Origin of the sequence: Paenibacillus sp. FSL R7-0048, assembly GCF_038004505.1 — a bacterium.
Classification (GTDB): domain Bacteria; phylum Bacillota; class Bacilli; order Paenibacillales; family Paenibacillaceae; genus Paenibacillus_AQ; species Paenibacillus_AQ odorifer.
On the sequence record NZ_JBBORF010000001.1, the window covers coordinates 4,909,907 to 4,928,993 of the forward strand.

General features: G+C 43.9%; 14 protein-coding genes and 1 riboswitch. Of the genes, 5 read left to right on the forward strand and 9 right to left on the reverse strand.

Annotated elements, in window-relative coordinates; genetic code table 11:
* Positions 1-87 precede the first annotated feature (87 nt).
* Both NSQ91_RS21970 and NSQ91_RS21975 read right to left on the reverse strand, forming a co-directional pair.
* Positions 88-3,609 carry a glycosyl hydrolase 53 family protein gene (locus NSQ91_RS21970; RefSeq protein ID WP_340919819.1) on the reverse strand — a complete coding sequence of 1,174 codons (3,522 nt, stop codon included), beginning with the start codon at positions 3,607-3,609 and terminating at the stop codon, positions 88-90.
* 244 nt (positions 3,610-3,853) lie between these two features.
* Complete coding sequence (locus NSQ91_RS21975) at positions 3,854-4,810, reverse strand: DMT family transporter (protein WP_076104422.1); 957 nt, start codon at positions 4,808-4,810, stop codon at positions 3,854-3,856.
* A 126-nt stretch (positions 4,811-4,936) separates the two neighbouring features.
* Positions 4,937-5,085, reverse strand: a riboswitch (FMN riboswitch).
* A 209-nt stretch (positions 5,086-5,294) separates the two neighbouring features.
* On the opposite strand from NSQ91_RS21975, the gene NSQ91_RS21980 reads away from it, so the two are divergent.
* Positions 5,295-6,467 carry a PstS family phosphate ABC transporter substrate-binding protein gene (locus NSQ91_RS21980; protein WP_340919822.1) on the forward strand — a complete coding sequence of 391 codons (1,173 nt, stop codon included), beginning with the start codon at positions 5,295-5,297 and terminating at the stop codon, positions 6,465-6,467.
* 207 nt (positions 6,468-6,674) lie between these two features.
* The gene (locus NSQ91_RS21985) at positions 6,675-8,177 is read left to right on the forward strand and encodes an N-acetylmuramoyl-L-alanine amidase family protein (RefSeq protein WP_076308428.1); all 1,503 of its coding nucleotides are present in this window, start codon (positions 6,675-6,677) and stop codon (positions 8,175-8,177) included.
* A gap of 48 nt (positions 8,178-8,225) precedes the next feature.
* On the opposite strand, the gene NSQ91_RS21990 is transcribed toward NSQ91_RS21985, so the two are convergent.
* The 4 genes from NSQ91_RS21990 to NSQ91_RS22005 all read right to left on the reverse strand — a co-directional run bounded on the left by NSQ91_RS21990 (position 8,226) and on the right by NSQ91_RS22005 (position 11,903).
* Positions 8,226-8,630 (reverse strand): VOC family protein, encoded by a 405-nt coding sequence (locus tag NSQ91_RS21990; protein ID WP_076184069.1) that lies wholly within the window; start codon positions 8,628-8,630, stop codon positions 8,226-8,228.
* A 23-nt stretch (positions 8,631-8,653) separates the two neighbouring features.
* Entirely contained in the window at positions 8,654-10,126 is a 1,473-nt protein-coding gene (locus NSQ91_RS21995) for a carboxylesterase/lipase family protein (protein WP_076192267.1), read from the reverse strand.
* Between the two features lie 19 nt (positions 10,127-10,145).
* Entirely contained in the window at positions 10,146-11,300 is a 1,155-nt protein-coding gene (locus NSQ91_RS22000; protein WP_076127413.1) for an AI-2E family transporter, read from the reverse strand.
* A gap of 243 nt (positions 11,301-11,543) precedes the next feature.
* Entirely contained in the window at positions 11,544-11,903 is a 360-nt protein-coding gene (locus tag NSQ91_RS22005) for a (2Fe-2S) ferredoxin domain-containing protein (protein ID WP_076304013.1), read from the reverse strand.
* A gap of 149 nt (positions 11,904-12,052) precedes the next feature.
* On the opposite strand from NSQ91_RS22005, the gene NSQ91_RS22010 reads away from it, so the two are divergent.
* The 3 genes from NSQ91_RS22010 (at position 12,053) to NSQ91_RS22020 (ending at position 15,132) form a co-directional block, all read left to right on the forward strand.
* A complete protein-coding gene (locus tag NSQ91_RS22010; protein WP_076304012.1) occupies positions 12,053-13,639 on the forward strand; it encodes an AraC family transcriptional regulator in 1,587 nt (528 codons plus the stop codon).
* Between the two features lie 160 nt (positions 13,640-13,799).
* Entirely contained in the window at positions 13,800-14,759 is a 960-nt protein-coding gene (locus NSQ91_RS22015) for an ABC transporter substrate-binding protein (RefSeq protein ID WP_254848703.1), read from the forward strand.
* A 142-nt stretch (positions 14,760-14,901) separates the two neighbouring features.
* The gene (locus NSQ91_RS22020) at positions 14,902-15,132 is read left to right on the forward strand and encodes a hypothetical protein (protein ID WP_076127617.1); all 231 of its coding nucleotides are present in this window, start codon (positions 14,902-14,904) and stop codon (positions 15,130-15,132) included.
* A gap of 6 nt (positions 15,133-15,138) precedes the next feature.
* On the opposite strand, the gene NSQ91_RS22025 is transcribed toward NSQ91_RS22020, so the two are convergent.
* From NSQ91_RS22025 to NSQ91_RS22035, 3 genes are read right to left on the reverse strand one after another with little or no spacing between them, the layout of a single operon-like run.
* On the reverse strand, positions 15,139-16,236 hold the full coding sequence (locus tag NSQ91_RS22025) for a GerAB/ArcD/ProY family transporter (protein ID WP_076127405.1): 1,098 nt from the start codon (positions 16,234-16,236) through the stop codon (positions 15,139-15,141).
* A 36-nt stretch (positions 16,237-16,272) separates the two neighbouring features.
* Positions 16,273-17,478 (reverse strand): Ger(x)C family spore germination protein, encoded by a 1,206-nt coding sequence (locus NSQ91_RS22030; RefSeq protein WP_076278365.1) that lies wholly within the window; start codon positions 17,476-17,478, stop codon positions 16,273-16,275.
* Positions 17,475-18,986, reverse strand: coding sequence for a spore germination protein (locus NSQ91_RS22035; RefSeq protein WP_076304011.1), 1,512 nt, complete (start codon positions 18,984-18,986; stop codon positions 17,475-17,477). Before NSQ91_RS22035 ends, NSQ91_RS22030 begins: the two co-directional genes overlap by 4 nt.
* Between the last annotated feature and the right edge of the window lie 101 nt (positions 18,987-19,087).

Below are 19,087 nucleotides of genomic sequence, written 5' to 3' on the forward strand. Positions count from 1 at the left end.
CTACTTGCGAAAAGATAAATATCTAAAAAATGTGGTAAAGACAGGCCCTAACTGCCTTTTCGAGCACAGTTATTGCCTGTCTGCCTATTATTGCTGCAAAAGATTGAGTATGATGTAAGCCGCTTCAGCGCGTGTTGTATGGGCTTGCGGGCGGAAATTGCCATCTTCGAATCCATTGATAATCCCAGCCTGCGCAAGCGCTGTTATCCCTTCACTGGCATACAACGAGATCAGGTCTTTATCTTTAAAAGAAATAACGTTCACATCCGTCTGACCGTTCACTTTCTCCGCCAACTTAAGCGCACGGTATGAAATAGCTGCCATTTCTTCACGGGACAATTTATCATTCGGGCCAAAAGTGCCATCCGCATGTCCTTGTACAACACCCAATTTCCCAGCAGTATTCACAGCAAAGCTATACCACGCATCAAGGTTCACATCTTTAAAACTGCCTGTTCCTCTTTCTGCATTTAACTCCAGCGCGGACAGCAGCATGCTGACAAATTCAGCGCGTGTAACCTCCCCTTGCGGATTAAAGATCCCGTTTCCTATTCCTTGCACGATCCCTTTAGCCGTCAAGGATTCAATCGCTAACGTGGCCCAATCTGCTGCTTTTAAATCTGTGTACCCCACCTCTGCGTACCCCGCAGCATAAATGCTGAAATGACTTGGATTAAACACAATCTGTTCCGCGGTTGGGTTGTACCGCACAGCTTTGATAACTTCGAGTTTTCCATCAGCAAGTATCGAATAAACAGCAATCCGCTGGCTCTGCTCCCCGAGCTTCAGCTTGTAGTGGAAGGCTACCGATATTGCTCCTTTTTTGAAAACATCGATAGAAGTCCCGTCTACTGACACATGGATGTTATAGGCCGGGTAGTCTTTTGCTCCAGTTGCCAATGGTGAAGGCAAGGTTGGCGTAGCTACCTGAACCAGTGAGAGCGTTAGTTCCTTAGCTCCCGTCTTAATAATTCCTGCACTAGCTTCCGTAGAAACCGTAACAGAGGCCGTCCCATATACAATTACTATTTGAGGATGTTTGCCCTGCTCTAGTATAGAACTCAACGGAAGATGAACGACTGCTCCCTTAAGCTCTCCCGTCGATGGCAGAACAGAAATAACCAGTTTTCCATCCGCCGGAAGCGTCGACAGCGCCTTATTGATATCCTCTATACTTAGCGTGATCTCAGCTATGCCGGAAATTCCTGCTTGTGCCTTCACCTGAAGTTGTCCTGCCGCTGTATGTTCGACCACTGCTTTATTTGCTGAATTTACAACGCTTGAATCTCTGACGGTGATGACAGGATCAGGATTAACCCCTGTTCCGGGTTCTTCACCAGTGCCAGGATTCCCTCCTGTTCCGGGTTCCTCACCAGTGCCGGGATTTCCTCCCGTTCCGGGTTCTTCACCAGTGCCGGGATTTCCTCCCGTTCCGGGTTCCTCGCCAGTGCCGGGATTCCCTCCCGTTCCGGGTTCCTCGCCAGTGCCAGGATTCCCTCCCGTTCCGGGTTCCCCGCCAGTGCCAGGATTTCCTCCCGTTCCGGGTTCCTCTTCGCCCCCCTCACCGGCCACCGGGGTTTTGAAGACATTTAATGAAGAGAGTGCATTCCCTGCAAAATCGAACATTGCCTGATTCTCCCAAGCATTTCCTTCGCCTACCTTCCAGCCTACACCTTGCACTGGAATCCAAGCTGGTTCCCAATAGAACAAGCCTGTTCCTTTACCATCGGGTACTTTGGACAATACATTCATTACTGTTTTGACCTCAGCCATTTGACCTGCAACCGTAGCTGGGAAGCCACTGCCGTCTAGCTGATCTTGGCGGGCGATGTTATTCTCAAAATTGTCGCCGTCCTCCAGCGTGTAAGGATACGCGGTTTCCGTCACAATCACTTCTTTACCATATCGTTTAGAGATATCGTCCAAGTTAAACTGCAGGCTATCCATCGTTCCGCTCCAATACGGATAAAAGGACGCGCCGATCACATCATAATCAAGATTCCGCTGCGTTAATTCGTCAAAGAACCAACGAAACATATCATTTTTGCCACCTTCAGCAAGATGGATCATAATTTTGATATCCTGACCTGCACCCTGGCTGTCTCTAACTCCCTTCACTCCGCTCTCCAGAAGCGGAACAACCTTCTCAAAAGCATTCTCTTGATCATAGGATTTGCCGTCAGGCCATAACAAGCCCCCATTAATCTCATTTCCGATTTGGACCATATCGGGTGAAGCTCCCTTTTCCTTTAGCTCATCCATAACATCTTTGGTATAGTCATATACCGCTTGCTTCAATTCATCATAGGAGTAATCCGCCCATGCTCCTGGCTTGTTTTGCTTTCCGGGATCAGCCCAGAAATCAGAGTAGTGGAAATCAAGCAACAGCTTAAAGCCTTTGGCTTTGACACGCTGCGCCATTTCCACAACATGCTCACGGTCATTATAGCCGCCAGCTTCCTGAGGATCATTCCATAAACGCAGCCGAATGTAATTTACACCCCGGCTTTTAAGAATATCCAGCAAATCCTTTTCTACCCCATTGTCGTAATACTTTCCACCGGCATCCTCAATCGCTTCCAGTGTAGAAATGTCCGCACCTTTTATGAACCCGGATTGCAGCACAAGCGGAGTAACCTGAATATCAGCTGTGGGTTGTAGGTCTGACCCTGCAACTTCCCCCATTACGCTGTAAGTTCCTTCAACCGCATACTCCGCTTCAGTAAGGTCATCCCAGGTTACAGGCACCTGTTTGCTTGACCCATCTTCGTATATAGCCGTTACCGCTGATGGCAATAAAGCAGGCACATCCGTAATTGTGCTGACATTTATGCTCTCAAATCCGACAATAGGCGTGCTGCTGTCACCTACTACTGTTACCTTCGCGACTGGCTTCTGCACAGTACCAGAAATAGAACCGCTTACTGTAAAGGTTCCGGGACGGGAATACTCTGCTGGTGGGATCACATCCCAAGCAACCTGAGCATCCTCCGTGTCAGAATTGCTATATACCACAGTTACAACACTTGGAAGCTCAGGGGCTTGCCCAATTTCCGTGTCCAACCGTACTGGCAGTACAGTTTGTATTTCACCCTGTGCCGGCTCATGCGGCGCGCTGGCTGCGGGAACACCCCAGACCTTCAGATCATTAATGGCTGCCCATTTTCCGCCGTTGATGCCGGTCAGGTTGACCCTTACATATGAAACATTCCGCAGCTTAAAAGCATTGTACTGAGTTTGCTCTACACTGCTGCTCTGACTTTTGTCCACAACTGTTGTCCATACCTTATGATCACGTGATACTTCAATCGTATATTGATTAATGTAACTCCATGCATTCCAGATGACGGTTGCGCCTGACAAATCATATGCACCTTGCAAATCTACTTCCAGCCAATGAGGAAAACTCCCGTCATTCGCCGTCCAATGTGTGTTCCATTCATCGGAATCTACTGCGTTACCCGCTTCATACCCTGCAAGCTCACTATCGGATATAGCAGGCTTTCCTAGGGCAATATTCTCATCTCCTGCCGCTTGAGCAGACTGCCCAAACGTAAAAGGGGAAATAAGAAAGGTCAGAATCATAAATAATACAAATGATTTCTTCAATGTCTGCTTCCTCCTAAATAATTTAATCATGGATTATGTACTCAGCAGCACAGTCATTTTGTGCGCTCCCTAATTGTAAACGCTTTATTAACTCTGCTATATGTTACGTTAGAAACATTTCAGCAGTTTTTGCAGTCGATTTGATCTAAGCAAGGAGTAAAATCACATACAAAAAAAGATGATCCGAAAGCCATACGGCTTCGAATCATCTTTAAATAGGTAGAACCATTCCACTTCAATCTGCTCAGAGCGTTTGTGGTTTGGACTGTTGATTAGATAAAAAGAATAAAGCGACCCAGATCAAGGCAAATCCGAGAATCTGCGGGATAGTGACCAGCTGTTGGAACACAATCCAGTTGATGATTACTCCCGTCATAGGAAAGCTGAGTTCAGCCAATGTGGCGAAGGAAGCTTTGGTCGTGCTAAGTCCTTTGTAATACAACAACATACTAAGAAGTCCTGGCAGCAAAGCTTGCAGCAATAGATTAACCGCAATAGCTGCCGATGCACCAAACCCGCCATGAATCTGCCACGGGGCACCTTCTAGCGTAGTGATAACGAAAAGTAAAGGAAGCGCAAGGATAAACCGCAGCGAAGTCACTGTCTCATATTTCATAGAACCGAGCAGATAACGTCCCATGACTGTCGATCCCCCCCACAGTGCAGCTGCTCCCAAGGCCATCAGACTGCTAACCCCAATAAAGTTATTCACATGTCCGAAAGGGATACTCCAGCCAAAGGTCAGCAGATAGGTTCCTACCAGCGCCAACACAATGAGTGGTCCGAAATTTTTTGGCAAACGTTCTTTAAGAATTAATGCAGCGAGACCGATAGCGAATATTGGCTGAAGCTTTTGCAGTAACAGCACTGCATTCAAATCCCCACTGGAAAGTGCCATCGTAAATAGGATCGTCGCCCCGGCAGAGCCTCCCCATGAAACAATCAATAAAGCACCAATCTGGCGAAATCCAATTCCTTTAAGCTCCGCCCGGTGACGCCAAAGAACAGGTGAAGCAGCCAAGAAAAGCACCACATGCTCCAGAAGAACAATTTGCGATGAGGTTAAGGATTTTAACAGGATGATACGAAAGAGCGGATCAACGCCCCATAATGCTGCACCAATCACAACGAGCCAAAATCCACTGCGTAGCGCTGATGTACTGCCAACCTTAGTTGATGATGAAGCTGTAACATTACTCATAATTTCCTTCTCCTTGTCGATACAAACCCTCGATAAGAGACCAAAAACCCCCGAATTACCAAAAAGGTAAACTCGGGGGCATTATCAATAAAGACGTACAAGGATAGACTCCTAGCGTCTTTATCTTATGATCCTCTCCCATCCGGACTTTACCGTCGGCTCTGGATTTACACCAGATCAGTCACTTCTCTGCAAGCAGAACAAGTGAGTCGCGGGCTCAGTTCGCTTTGAACATTACCGCCGGTCGGGAATTTCACCCTACCCCGAGAATCTTGTATTCCGTTGTTTTTTTCACAATCTCAGAATAAACCTCTTCTTGCCATTCGTCCAGTACTTTATGAAAATGTACACATTACTTTCATGTTTCGCAGCATTTTATTACATGTTTATTCGTAATTGTTCTACTGCTTCATCCAAAAAACTTCTGTATAATGAAATTATGTTGATTTTTCCATAGTTTAGTAATCATGTCGAGGAGGTTGTTATGAAAGAAGCATTCTGGACGAAATTATTGTTCTCCATTTTTGCCGTTGGAGGAATAGCTTTTTTAGGATTCATAGGTGCTATAATTACTGCGCTTTACGGAGGACTGCTGTTTTATACCCCACTTGTGGCGATCTTAGCGATCGTATTAGCCATCTATGTTGTACTCATCATATTTAATGTATTGTCCCGAAGAACAAGCAATATTGTATTGTTATCTATCCTCGGACTTAGTCTGCTCGCGACCGCAGGATATGAGATCAAGCAAACGTACGTCAACAGAATTGCCATGGTCGATGATCGGGAGGTTAATCTGCTACAGTATGAACCCTTTGCTGAGAAGACCAAAGCAGTGAATCTGGACGAACCTTCTTCCTATCATATCGATAGCGATCTTCCAAGATTGGACGGCGCAACCGCACTTTATCCACTCTATTCAGCTTTCGTTCAATCTACTTATCCTGAGGGTTATTATAATCCGTATGATTTTCAAACAAGTCAAGTAATTTGCAGCAGCACGCCTGAAGCTTACAAGAGATTAATTGAAGGAGAAACCGATATTATATTTGTAGCGGCTCCGTCAATTGCACAACAAAAAGAAGCTAAAAGAAAAGGTGTCGAACTGAAGCTTACGCCGATCGGCCGCGAGGCCTTCGTATTTTTTGTAAACAAACGAAACGACGTAACCGGACTTTCCACCGCTCAACTTAAAGATATTTACGCAGGCAAGGTCACAAATTGGAAAGATGTAGGCGGAGCTAATAACCGAATCCGTGCTTTTCAACGACCTGAAGATAGCGGAAGCCAGACGATGTTGCAAAAGTTTATGAAGGACACTCCACTCATGAAGCCGCCTCAAGAAGACGTAGCGGATATTATGAGCGGTATCATTCAACAAACCTCCAGCTATCGCAACTATAAAAATGCACTGGGCTACAGCTTCTTATTTTACGCCTCAGAAATGAATCGAAACGGGGAAATAGCCCTGCTGGCCATCGATGGTATCCAACCAGACAAGGAAAGTATTCGTAGTGGACAGTACCCTTTGGCAACAGAATTTTATGCAGTGACCGCGGGAAGCGACAACCCTAATATTCAGTCCTTTCTGGATTGGATTCAATCTGCTCAAGGTCAGAAATTGGTAGAGAAAACAGGTTATACATCGTTAAAATAAAATCTCTCTAGCAAATGAGAGCTATCCCAAATGTTTGGGAAGGCTCTTTTTCTATTTTTATACCGAAAATTTTCCTTTTTATCTGTTGTAGAGCGCAACTTTTGGAAACTATTGTCGTTTATACTTTATACGAGCCTTAAACGGCATCAAAGGAAGAAAAAGTAAGAATTGCTAGAGACCAATAAACGGGGATGGTAGGGATTGCAGATGAAAAAGTTTGGTTTTTTGGCGTTACTGCTGCTTTTGTTGGTGCTGGTTCATCCAGGAACTGGTTATGCCGGCTCTGCGGAAACACACATCAACCTAGACGGCAACGATCTTAAGATTTCAAAAGAAGCACAGGTACAAATTGTAAATGGCAGTGTAATGGTTCCTCTTCGTGTTGTTGCGGAACAGCTTGGTTATACCGTGAAATGGGATAATGTGACCAAGACGGCGATCATTGAGCAAAAGGGAACTACTTTAAAGCTGATCGTGGATAATACGATGGCAGAAGCTTCAGGGAAACAAGTCAAACTGGACAACCCTCCGTTTCTCAGTGGCAGCACAACCCTTGTTCCTTTAAGATTTGTTGGGGAACAGACAGGAACTACTGTCGGTTGGGACAATGTAACCAAAACCGTATATTTAACCTCTCCAGTACCTGAGATTGGGGGAAGCGATCCGGAAATTACGGTTCCACAACCCACTCCAACAGCACCTTCAGACAACGGATCAAACGGGAATACAGCAACTGAAGGGAATAGCTCAGTAGCTACAGTCACCAATCTTAGCTTCATCGATAACCAGCTGGTTATTGCAGTGAACGGCAGTATAAAACCTACCGTGTTCACTATGACAGACAAAGACCGAATTGTCGTGGATTTACCGAATACTGGCTTTGGAACCGACTTCCATCAGAATCTGTCCGTAGGAAAGAACCAAAGCGGACAGTTAACGGTTACTGACTATCCTAATGTCTCTGCCGTTCGCTATTCATTGTTCAGCAGTTCCCCATCTACCATTCGGATCGTCATTGATCTAAACAGCGCTAATAGCTACAGTCTGATAAATGCTAATGATGGACTTATTATTGTGGATCTTAATGGGACTAGCGTTACGCTTCCTGAAACCACCTTACCAGAAGTACCGGTTACAACTCCTCCACCTTCTACCGGCAACACAGACAAGAAGATAATCGTCATCGATGCAGGACATGGCGGGAAAGATCCAGGGAGTTCAAGTGTTAACAAGCTTAAAGAGAAAGATTTCACCTTGCCGACAGCACTGAAAATTGCAGAATTACTAAAGAAAGAACCAAATATCGAGGTTATACTCACGCGCAGTGGCGATACATACCCAACTCTACAGGACAGATCTAACCTCGCCAACAATGTAAAAGCCGATCTATTTATCTCTGTTCATGCCAATAGTATTCCGGCGGGCAGTAAAAGTAACCCTAGTGGAACAGAGACCTATTACACACGCAATGATAGCTTATTATTCGCTCAAACCGTTCACAAATACCTCGCAGTTGCTACAGGACTGCAGGACCGAGGGGTTCGTCAAGCTAACTATCATGTAACAAGAGAAACTAAAATGCCTGCAATATTATTAGAATGTGGTTACTTAAGCAATACCAAGGATGAAGCATTACTCTTTACCCCGGACATCCAGAATAAAATAGCCGAAGCAGTAGTTTTAGGAATCAAAGAATATTTAGGTCGTTAAAAAAATGGGTGTCCCATTAGCCGTTTAGGCTGATAGGACACCCATTTTTTATTCGGTAGCGGTGTTCCAAACACTCATTCGTTCCCGCAGATTCGAGGTATGCAGCTCTAGCTGTATACCATCTGGATCTAGAAAATTGACCGTCCAGCCTATTCCCCGTTTGATTGGCCCTCTAATTATGGGCACATTCTGGGTTTGCAATCCTTGGACGGCTTCCTCAAAATGTTCCTCTGCAATACTAAAAGCGATGTGATCTACCCCAACCACATTATTTGCAATCGCCATATAATCAGGCTTTTCAAGAAGACATATCCAGGCACTTCCCCATTCCAGATAAGCATCAGTTTTACCTCTATGAACTAGCTGAAGGCCCAGAATTCCTGTGTAGAAATTCAGGGAATTTGCTAAATTACTGACATTTACGGTCACATGGTTAAAACCTTCTACCTGCATCTTTATTCAGCCTCTCAATCTTCTTAAGCCAGCATAGTGACAATTCTTTTGCGTTTCTCTGACTCAGGATCATAAGCTACATGCGTATCTTCATCAAAGATCAAGGTAGCCCGTTCCTCCAGATTGTATTTCGGCCATACCCTCTCTGCTGTAGCCGGATTTCCTTGATGAGCGAAAGCAATCCAAGCGTCATGCATAACTTCAGCCAACTTCTGCATCGTTGGATTAATTTCTGCCCTAAGATGGGTTAGATGAGATAGATTATTAAAGGCATAAACGATTTCTGCACTATGCACAGCTTTATTTAACAAAGGATGACCTGGGATCGTGCCGTCAAAACGGTACATCCAGACAGGTGCATAATTCAATTGGTTTTCCGCCAGAGACACCGAGGTTGCCCAGAAGTAAAGATCCGTTAGAATTTCGGCTTGTCCCTCCCAGGTGGAAGAATAATGGTTAGCAATCTCTTTCAGACTCCCAGTACCCATCATCTGCTCCAGCGCCTTGAGTGATTCGTCAAAGTCTGCCTCAGGTGATTCTTCTCTGAAGAACAAGTTGCCCTCATCACGATTGGTTCCGATCAATAGCGGAATACCATGTGCCGATCCTTCTGCCACAGCCTGTGCAGGTTCTACAGGAAGTATATCCCCATCAATGACAGGCTGAAATAACATGCCAATTGAGCCACCCGTTAACTTTTTAGTCATTCTTGCGGCTGCATCGATAATTTGTTCAGAAGAAAATGTTTGCAGAAGACTGGCATCTCCATCTGGGGCAATCCCTAATTCAGCTAGCAGTGCAGCTGCAATGTACTTTCCTTGCTCGTTAGGCAGCGTCTGAGCAGCCCCACTTTGCATAATCGCGCCAGCGAACAACCCCTTCGCTGCTGGCATAGCCAAAAGGGCTGCGATACTCATACTCCCTGCTGACTCTCCGAATACAGTTACCCGCTGCGGGTCCCCGCCAAAAGCAGCAATATTCAGTTTTACCCATTCCAGCGCAGCAATTTGATCCAATAATCCTTGATTAGAAGCAAGCCCATGGCCAAATGGAGACAAATTCATGAATCCAAATGGACCCAGCCGATAGTTAATGGTCACTAAAATTACTTTGCCTCGCTCAGCGAAGCTTGTGCCGTCAAACTGCGGCTGACTTCCAGCCCCGGTCACAAACGTCCCCCCGTGAATCCAGAACATAACAGGCAGGGGCTCATCATGAACTGCTGGCGCCCAAATATTTAAATACAGACAATCCTCGGAATGAAGCGGCGTCTTGCCACCGAACCGAGTACCTCTCGTATCCGCTGGCTGATGACTAACTGGACCAAATTCAGAAGCATCTCTAATCCCATCCCAGGCCTCTGGTGGCTGTGGTGCACGAAACCGAAGTTCTCCAACAGGTGGGGCTGCAAAAGGGATCCCGCGCCAAATGTTCACGTCCCCCTCCTGTATTCCTTGAAGCTTACCGTAAGAGGTTACTGCTATTGGTCCTCCCATTACATTTCACCCTTCCACATTATTCCTTATTCTCTTCAATCTGTTTATATAAGCCGGATCGAAACCGGAACCATTCAAAAAGATGTGTAAATACCACCTTAAGTACCGCATAACCCGGAACTGCAAGGATAATCCCCAGAATCCCAAACATTTTACCTGCGAATATAATTACAAAAATAATGGTTATCGGATGAATCTTCAACGTCTTGCCCATGATCTGTGGTGAGATGAATTTTCCTTCAATCAGCTGAACAGCTGTCCACACGATAATCATCTTCAGCAGCATAAATGGAGAAGTGACCATCGCCACAATTAGGGCAGGTGTAATCGCGATTGCCGGGCCCAGATAAGGAACAACTGCTGTACAAGCAGCAGCAATAGCCAGAACGAGAGAGTACTCCAAACCAATGATTAAATAACCAATATAGAGCAGCAGACCAATACAGCAGCTGACTATAATTTGCCCGCGTATGTAAGAGGATACCTGACTGTTCATCTCCGACATGACCATACGAGTCTGCGGCTGCAGAGAAGTAGGTACAAACTTCAGAATATAATCCGGCAATTTTTTTCCATCGCGAAGCAAGTAGAACAAAATAAATGGCGTCGTTACAACCGCCAAGACAATCTCTGTAAGGGCTCCTACAAAGCTGCCAACACCCGTCAAGGCATTATTCAGAAAAGAACTGCCCCACGCTGTTATCTTAGATGTTATCTCACTAAGGTTCGTTCCGATACTGTCTTGAACTTGCCCAAAGAACTCCGTTCCGGTCAGATCCATAAACCGTTCTTGAATTAATTCACTATACCTTGGAAAATTGTCGATCAATCCTGATAGCTGAGTCCGTATAATTGGAATGACCATAAACAAAACCAGCGTGATGATACCAGCAATCAACAAATATAGGATGATTATTGCATATACACGTTTTATTCGGGATCTTTTCTCCATCCGATCTACCAACGGATTCAGCAAATAATAAGCTATACCTGCCAGTAATAATGGTGCGGCCACGGTGTGCAGCAATACTGATATCGGCTTAAAAATAAACGGTATTTTGGAGAATACCAGAATATTAATTCCAACCAGCAGCATAATGAGCAGCACTACTACAAATTTATTATTCAGAAAAAATTTTTTGAACTTCTCTGGCCACACCTGCAGCCTCTCCATCGTACCCTCTCCCCTATAAACCATCATATATACTGTGTTATTTCATTCACTTTTTAATAGCATAGTCAACGTTAGCCCTGCAAGTCAAATTTGATGTCCTTAATTAAGCACACAGTCCTATTACGAGTCTGGTCATGATCCGATTCAATCATAATCCTCCCCTGTTTATAAATAAATAACCCTGCACGAGATATTCCTCTGTACAGGGTTAGAACCGCAACTAAAAGGTACTCCCAAGCCTTGCTATTTTTTCTTTTTCCCTTTAGCGTCCTTTTCATTTGAAGCAATCAATTGTCCATCATAGGTGTATAACACGTGACCTTCAAGCTTCTCCCCCTGCAAATGTTTCCGCACTAATGATTTCGCCAGCTTAGGTGTAATCTCTTTGTACCACACACCTTCGGGATAAGCGATCACCACACAAGCATCTGAACATCTTCCATTACAACGGGTCACAGTCGTATGTATAAGATTTTGTGCGCCCTGCTTCTCAATCTCATCTTCTATCGCTTCAGCTACCTCTTCACCTTTATGTTTCTTGCAGCTGCTACCGTTACATATTAATAAGTGACTTACAGTTCCTTGTAAATTCCAGGTCGTCATGGATGACTTCAACCCCTTCCTATCAGCTAACCCTATTCCGTTCGTGGATTATTTTAAACACTATCATAAGCATCATTATAGTCAATAGTAAGAAAGACTGTTATACTATAAATGAGAATGATTATCAATGAAAAGAAGGGGATTACTACATGCAGATCCAATCCGACGGGATGCCTTATTCATCCCATCCTTTTTATATGCCCCTTCGGGTCATCAGCTTATCGGGAATAACCAACTACACAGCCTCAAACATTTCTTCTACTAATTCCAGCCTTATGATAATCTGGGATGGGAAAGGTTTTCTTGAAATAGACGGTAAGCTACACAAGGTCATGGCCGGAAGCTTAATAGCCCTTAGTAGTTCTTCTTTATTGAAGATGGAACCTGAATTACAGTTAAAGGGGATATGGATTGAGTATTCCTGTATACCCCAGAGTAAAGATGAGGACATTTTTATAAATGACAACTCCCCTGTCCACCATGCCTCCACACGTTTGACAGCCTTGGCAGGTGAGCTTTACAGTGCTTGGATAGACGCTGATAAGCAAAAGCCGTTTAGGGTCCAGCAGCTATTCACCCAGTTCCTAGTGGAGCTTCATAGTGAACTGACATCCCGTAAAGAAAGATCAAGCAGTTGGATGGAGCAAGTGACGGAGTATATAGAAGCTCATTACAATGAAGATATCACACGGGATCAAATGGCTGCTTTAGCTGAAGTGAGCCCTGAGCACTTTTCGCGAGCCTTCCGCAAATCAATAGGTCTATCCTTCAGTGCTTATATTACACTATTAAGAATCCGAAAAGCCCAGCAACGAATTCTCACCAGTTCCCCCAATCTGACTACTTTGGCGCATGAGGTTGGTTACGAAGAGGGAAATTATTTGAGCCGAAAATTCAAGCAGCTTGTTGGCGTTTCACCTACAGCCTACCAGAATAAGAATAAACGGGTCGTTGCCCTGAACTATAATCACACCGCTAGCCTGCGAGTACTGGAAATCATGCCTCAACTCGGGGTTTATTCCGAATGGCAGCATAGCTTGGAACAAGTTCCCGCTTCCAAACAGCTTCAAATGAGCGAGGGCAAATTTTCATTACTCTATGACTCAGTAGCTGCGGTAAAGCCAGATGTCATTATCGGCTACAGTCTACCCGACAATAAGATTCTGACTCCTGTTGCTCCGGTTATTGAGCTGCCCTTTATGCAAATGAGTTGGCGAGAGCAATTTGCTCTGATTGCCGAGGTTGTGAATCGACGACAGCGTGCTGAACAGTGGCTAAGTCATTATGACAGTCTTTGTCTTACTGCCAACGGGTTATTAAACCATGCAATAGGAATGGAGAGAGGTACAGCTATCGTGTGGGAGGTTAGCTCCCGATCCGCCTACTGTTTCAGTAGCAGCTTCGGCAGAGGTTGCCAAATTCTATACGGTGATCTTGGCTTCAAGCCCCCCTCCGTAATTATTGAAAAAGGGATCACCGATTCCGGCTATTTAGAGGCATCTATTGAGGATATCGTATCGTTTCCTGCTGACCATATTATTATCACCAGCATCCCTTCATCTTCTGAGGGAAGACAACGTTTTACTCGCCTACTACATTCTAAAGCTTGGAAGCAATTAGATGCAGTACGTAACGGACGGGTATATATTCTGAACCAAGGTGATATGTTCTACGGATTTGACCCACTGTCCTCACAGGCACAGCTTCAAGAATTGCTACGGGTAATGACATCATAAATTTGCATAAGCTGAGATCATATCCGTCCATAGTAAATACCCGGTGAAGCTTGTAAAGTTCTTATTGAGAATGATAATCAATATACATAGGAGGAACAACAAATTGCATAATCCAGGAAAAAATAGCACCAAACAATCCCATTGGCTTCTTTTTCCCCTCATGCTGGCATTAATTCTAGTCATATCAGCTTGCGGGAATTCCAATAATTCTGTGGGGAATACAGGCAGTAACACCAGCAACACATCATCGGCTACTACAGCACCTACCGAAACTAGTCAACCAACAGAAACAACGGAAACGGCTGCTCTTAAAAAGGTCACTACTATAAATGGTGATATTGAAATCCCTGTTCAACCTAAAAGGATTGTCGCTGAGGAATATCTGGGCAGTCTGATTGCGCTAGATACCATCCCTGTTGGTGCTCCCGGATTAACACTGGAGAATATGTATTTTAAGGAGGCACTTACTGGAGTTGCAGACACTGGAACTTACGGCAAAATGTCACCTGAAAAAATCATCGCACTTAATCCTGATTTGATTATTTCTGGACAAGCTGAAAGCTATGAAGCACTAAGCAAAATTGCTCCAACCATCGTTGTGCCATATGGTGATCTGAAAGATGCTCATGCCGAATTAACCTATTTCGGAGAACTCCTTGGTAAAGAAGAGGAAGCCAAAAGCTGGCTTGCAGATTACGACAAACGGATAGCTGAAGCTAAAGCCAAAGTAGACAAAGTACTCCCTGCAGATGCAACGTTTTCCATCATGGAAGACGGCGGCAAATCCATTTGGGCCTATGGCGATAACTTTGGCCGAGGCGGACAGCCTGTCTATCAGGCGCTGGGTCGCAAGCCCCCTACAGCTGTGGCCGCAGAAATTATGGAGAAGCAATGGGCGGAAATCTCTACAGAGGCACTCGCTAAATACGCAGGAGACTATATTATCTTAACTTCCAATAACCGTACAGAAGCTGAATACAAAGCTGATCCAATCTGGAGTAGCCTACCCGCTGTAAAAAATGGCCATCTCTATGTATGGAAAGAAGAACGTTCCTGGTACTATGATCCAATTGCCGTGTTATCCCAGACCGAAGAGCTGGCTGCTTGGCTTACACAATAAAATGCGCTTAAATTAGAATCCCCTACTGCTTCCAACAACGTTGGAGCAGTAGGGGATTTGTTATGTCTTTTGACTACAAAAACACTCAAGAGGTAATAATACATTTAGCCTAAGGTTAATCTAGCAAATGGAGTTGATCATTATGAAATTACTATCACTATATTTCATGCTTGCTTTTATGGGGTTGCTGATGGCAGTAATCATCGACCTTTTATCAGGAGAAACCCTCACCGCTTCAATGCGGACGATCTATGACTCCTTTGCAGCTACAAGCATACAGGAATCAATAACTATGCTCGTTTTTATCTCCTTACCTTTTGTTAATACAATTACATCCTCTATCCGAAATAGAAGCAATAAATCCATCAAATAAAATAAACTAACCTATGCTTCCTAATTTTCTGCGGATGTAATGAACGATAAACAAGAGAATAGGTACAGCGGCACAGAAATACGGCAAAATATATTTCAGAAATATCCTTCCTTCGTCCATATGTATCGGATAATTCGCTGAACTAATAAAAGCCCCGAACAAAACAACAATACCAACGGGAACAGCGAGCTTCCTGCTGTCTTGCACCTTGAATAGATCTGCAGTGACTACCATTGCAGCATAGCAATATACTGACATTTTAAAAAATACTCCAATGATTAAGGTTAAGAGCACAAGCGCGTCCAAACGTTGAATGAAATTGGCCAGGTTTACTAACGTTATCGTAGTGAACATCGGAAAATTGGCTCTACTGTAGATTTCTGTTCCTAGAACGGATATTTCGATTGCATGGGTAAAACTGAGTAATAATCCGCATAAAGTCATTGCGATGATTCCGGTTCTTTTTGCTACCTTGGTTTTTTTGATATGAGGTAAAATCGTAGTGAAACATACCATCTCCCCGAACGGAAATAGCCATATATTCAGATAGGCTGATTTTAATGCATTCTTCCAATCCGAGGCCTGTAACGGAAACAAGTTATCTAGTTTTACAAGTCCGGCGGCAATAACCAAAAAGCAACTGGTCAAGCCCAACAATATTATAATCAGCATATAAATCTCAGCCGCCCGCGCAAACACCTCAATCCCCTTATTTAAGATGTAAATTACCGCAACAACCATCATTGCATAAATGATGAACACGGGTGTTCTGTCGTAAGAAGCAGCTATTAACAACTCACCTGATTCATGCAGATTTCGGGAGCCATTGAAGAGAAGGATTGGAATGTATGTTAAGCTTAACGGCCAGCCTATAACATTGCCCAGTATCTTTCTTGTATACCCGCTAATAATCATGCCCGGATATTGCCGGTATAAATAAACATAAATTAAATACAAAAGAAGTCCACCGGGCAAAGCTAACAGAATAGCAATCCAGACAGCATGGCCACTTTCAAGTCCAATCGGTACCACAAGGGCCGTTCCCAATTCAAACAAAAAAATCAAAGCAAATAATTGACTCGCGCTGATGGTTTCTTTTTTCATAAAGTGGCCTTCTCCCACCTTTCTCACTGAACCCTGTCATTTTTCCTTTAACAATTTTGGCTCTAACCTCATTCCTACACTGCGAATATATGCTTCCACAGAAACGTCTACTTCCGCTTCGGCGAACACTGACTCCCAATTGTCCTTAACGGTCTCCCACGCTTTTGGGTTTATACGCTTCAGTTCATTCCCGAAATTAAAAATATCGCATTTCATAGTTTGAGCAGCCTGTAAGGCTTGGGTTATTTCCTGTTTAGTTTTAAGAGCCACTTGTTGTTCCAATTGAACAATTACCTCTCTATTACTTAGCTCAATATAACTCTGAGCCTCACTAAGTGTCCCCTCTTCCACAACATTTACATGAATGACGGGTACTTTATTGCGGAGTTCAATCTTAATTTTTGTTTTTGAATGATTAATATTCACGGCTATCGAATCCTTAACCTCATCTGAATCTACATTAATACTGGTTTCATTAATCTTGTTCTGTACCCACAGTGCCCCCCGGGCAAGAGGTCCATCCAGCCATCCCTGAAGAACCCCTTTTTTCAATACGCTAAGCCCGCTCATTGTGACAAGTGCTTTTACTTTAGTTTGCTCCATCCCGGATTTTTTAGCTCCTTCTTCAGCGTCTCCAAGAATTCTGGCTCCGGATATCACTACTGACCCTTCTCCACTGAGACCATTAATTAGCTCAAAAACATTGATATCCCGGCTTTCTCCATATATTCTAGCGGTATTTTTACTCTTTTTAATAATCCCTATTGCAGGCAGGCTTTCTACTGGAAGTAATAGTTTCAGAATAGAGGATGCTTCCGTATCTCTGGCTACAATAACATTCGTGTTGAGCCGCAGCTCATGGGACCTTTCAAAGATGTCAAAAATCCCATCAATACCGCTCTTCACTGTAGATTCGCCTAAAACTAATAGCTGCGTGTGTGCAAAAAACATCTGTCTTGCCGCCTTTTTTGAAGTCTTGCGAAAAGCGCCAAAGATCGTACGGTCCGTAGAAGAATAAATAGTGACCGTGGGTTGTCCGGTGCTAGCTCCTGCACTTGTAGCTGTTGAGGATGGATTCACAATCTGAAAAGTAACATGATATTCCTCTTTATTCGGTACTTTATCCACGCCTATACCAGTCACAATGCCTAAATTGTTTAATTCCCTACTGTTCCAGCAGCTTGTCAGCAACATTAAGCAGCATATACAAATAAATGAACGCATCATCCATCCGATCTTCATTTGCCACTACCCGGCTTTCCATCATTCACCTTAAGTCGAGTATTATTCTTTTGGCTAACAAGACGCGGCCGAGTTCTCATATATTTCAAAGGCACGCGCAGGATGGAATCCTTCTGATTCTCAGCGATAAAAGGGCCAAACGGAGACATATAGGGAAATCCCAGCGATTTCAAGCTACACATATGAGCAACCATAATAAAAGTAAAGATCGTTATTCCATAAAGCCCCATAAAGGCTGCAATAAACATAATGATGAAACGCAAGATGCGTATGGAAAGAGCCATATTAAAAGCAGGAGTAGCAAAGCTGGATATTCCTGTAAGTGAAACTACAATAACCATTGCAGGTGAGACAATACCCGCTTGCACCGCTGCCTGACCCAACACTAAGCCGCCGATAATCGATACAGTTTGACCTATAGGGGATGGCATACGAATTCCTGCTTCACGTATAATCTCAAAGGTAAATTCCATCAGCATAGCCTCAATAAAGGCCGGAAATGGAACCCCCTCCCTTTGCGAAGCGAAATTAATAAGTAGGGCTGTTGGGATCATTTCTTGATGAAAATTCAGAATCGCAATAAAGAGTGCTGGGCCAAATAACGAAATAATAAGGCAAATAAATCTCAATACTCGAATCAAAGTCGTAATATCATAACGCTGGTAGTAATCTTCAACTGCATGTAAAAACATAAAAAAGGTAGTGGGTGCAATCAGCACAAACGGGGTTCCATCCACAAAAATAGCAACTCGTCCTTCTAAAAGATTTCCAGCCACACTGTCAGGACGTTCAGTATTGTATAGTGTTGGGAATGGGGAAAAGGGAGTGTCTTCTAAAAATTGCTCAATGTATCCAGATTCCAGAATCCCGTCTATATCAATACTTTGCAGCTTAGTTCTAAGCTCATGTAAGGTATTATCATTGACGATCCCATGGATATACATAATAGATACATTCGTTTGGGTTACGTCACCTATCTTCATCGACTCCACCCAGAGATTAGGGCTTTTTATTTTCCTGCGTACCAGAGAGATATTCGTCCCAATAGATTCCGTGAAGCCTTCCTTGGAGCCACGAATGGCTACTTGAGTTGTAGCGTCCGATACCGTTCTAACCTCACCGCCGCTTGTATTCCCTCTGATTGCTTCCCTTATCCCGTCTATCCAAAGAATGGTATCTCCAGAGAATAAAGCCTCAAAAAGCACATCCCAATCTCCAACTGTCTGTTCTTCTCCGATCCCTCTCGCCAATTCTTTCATATACAAAAAGATGTCCTCAGCCGATGTGATCACTGGGTTTTCTTCACTTAGCTTATCGAACGACATCGCATGCTCCACGAACTCATTGACCATCAATTTTTCTATTAACCCCTCAATATATACAGCAGCTACCTCAACCTGTGTGGTGGTGGATTTAATTCTACGAATAACAATATCAGGGCTATGGCCAAGTCTTTCTTGAAGCTCTTTAAGATTATCGTCCAAAATAGTAGAGTTCAAGGGTTCCATAATCAACACCTCCTGCCCATACTATTTGTTCTTGATTGCTTTTTTATGCAACTAATGGAATTTGTAATCTGCCTTAGATTGAAAAATGAATACGCAAAAGG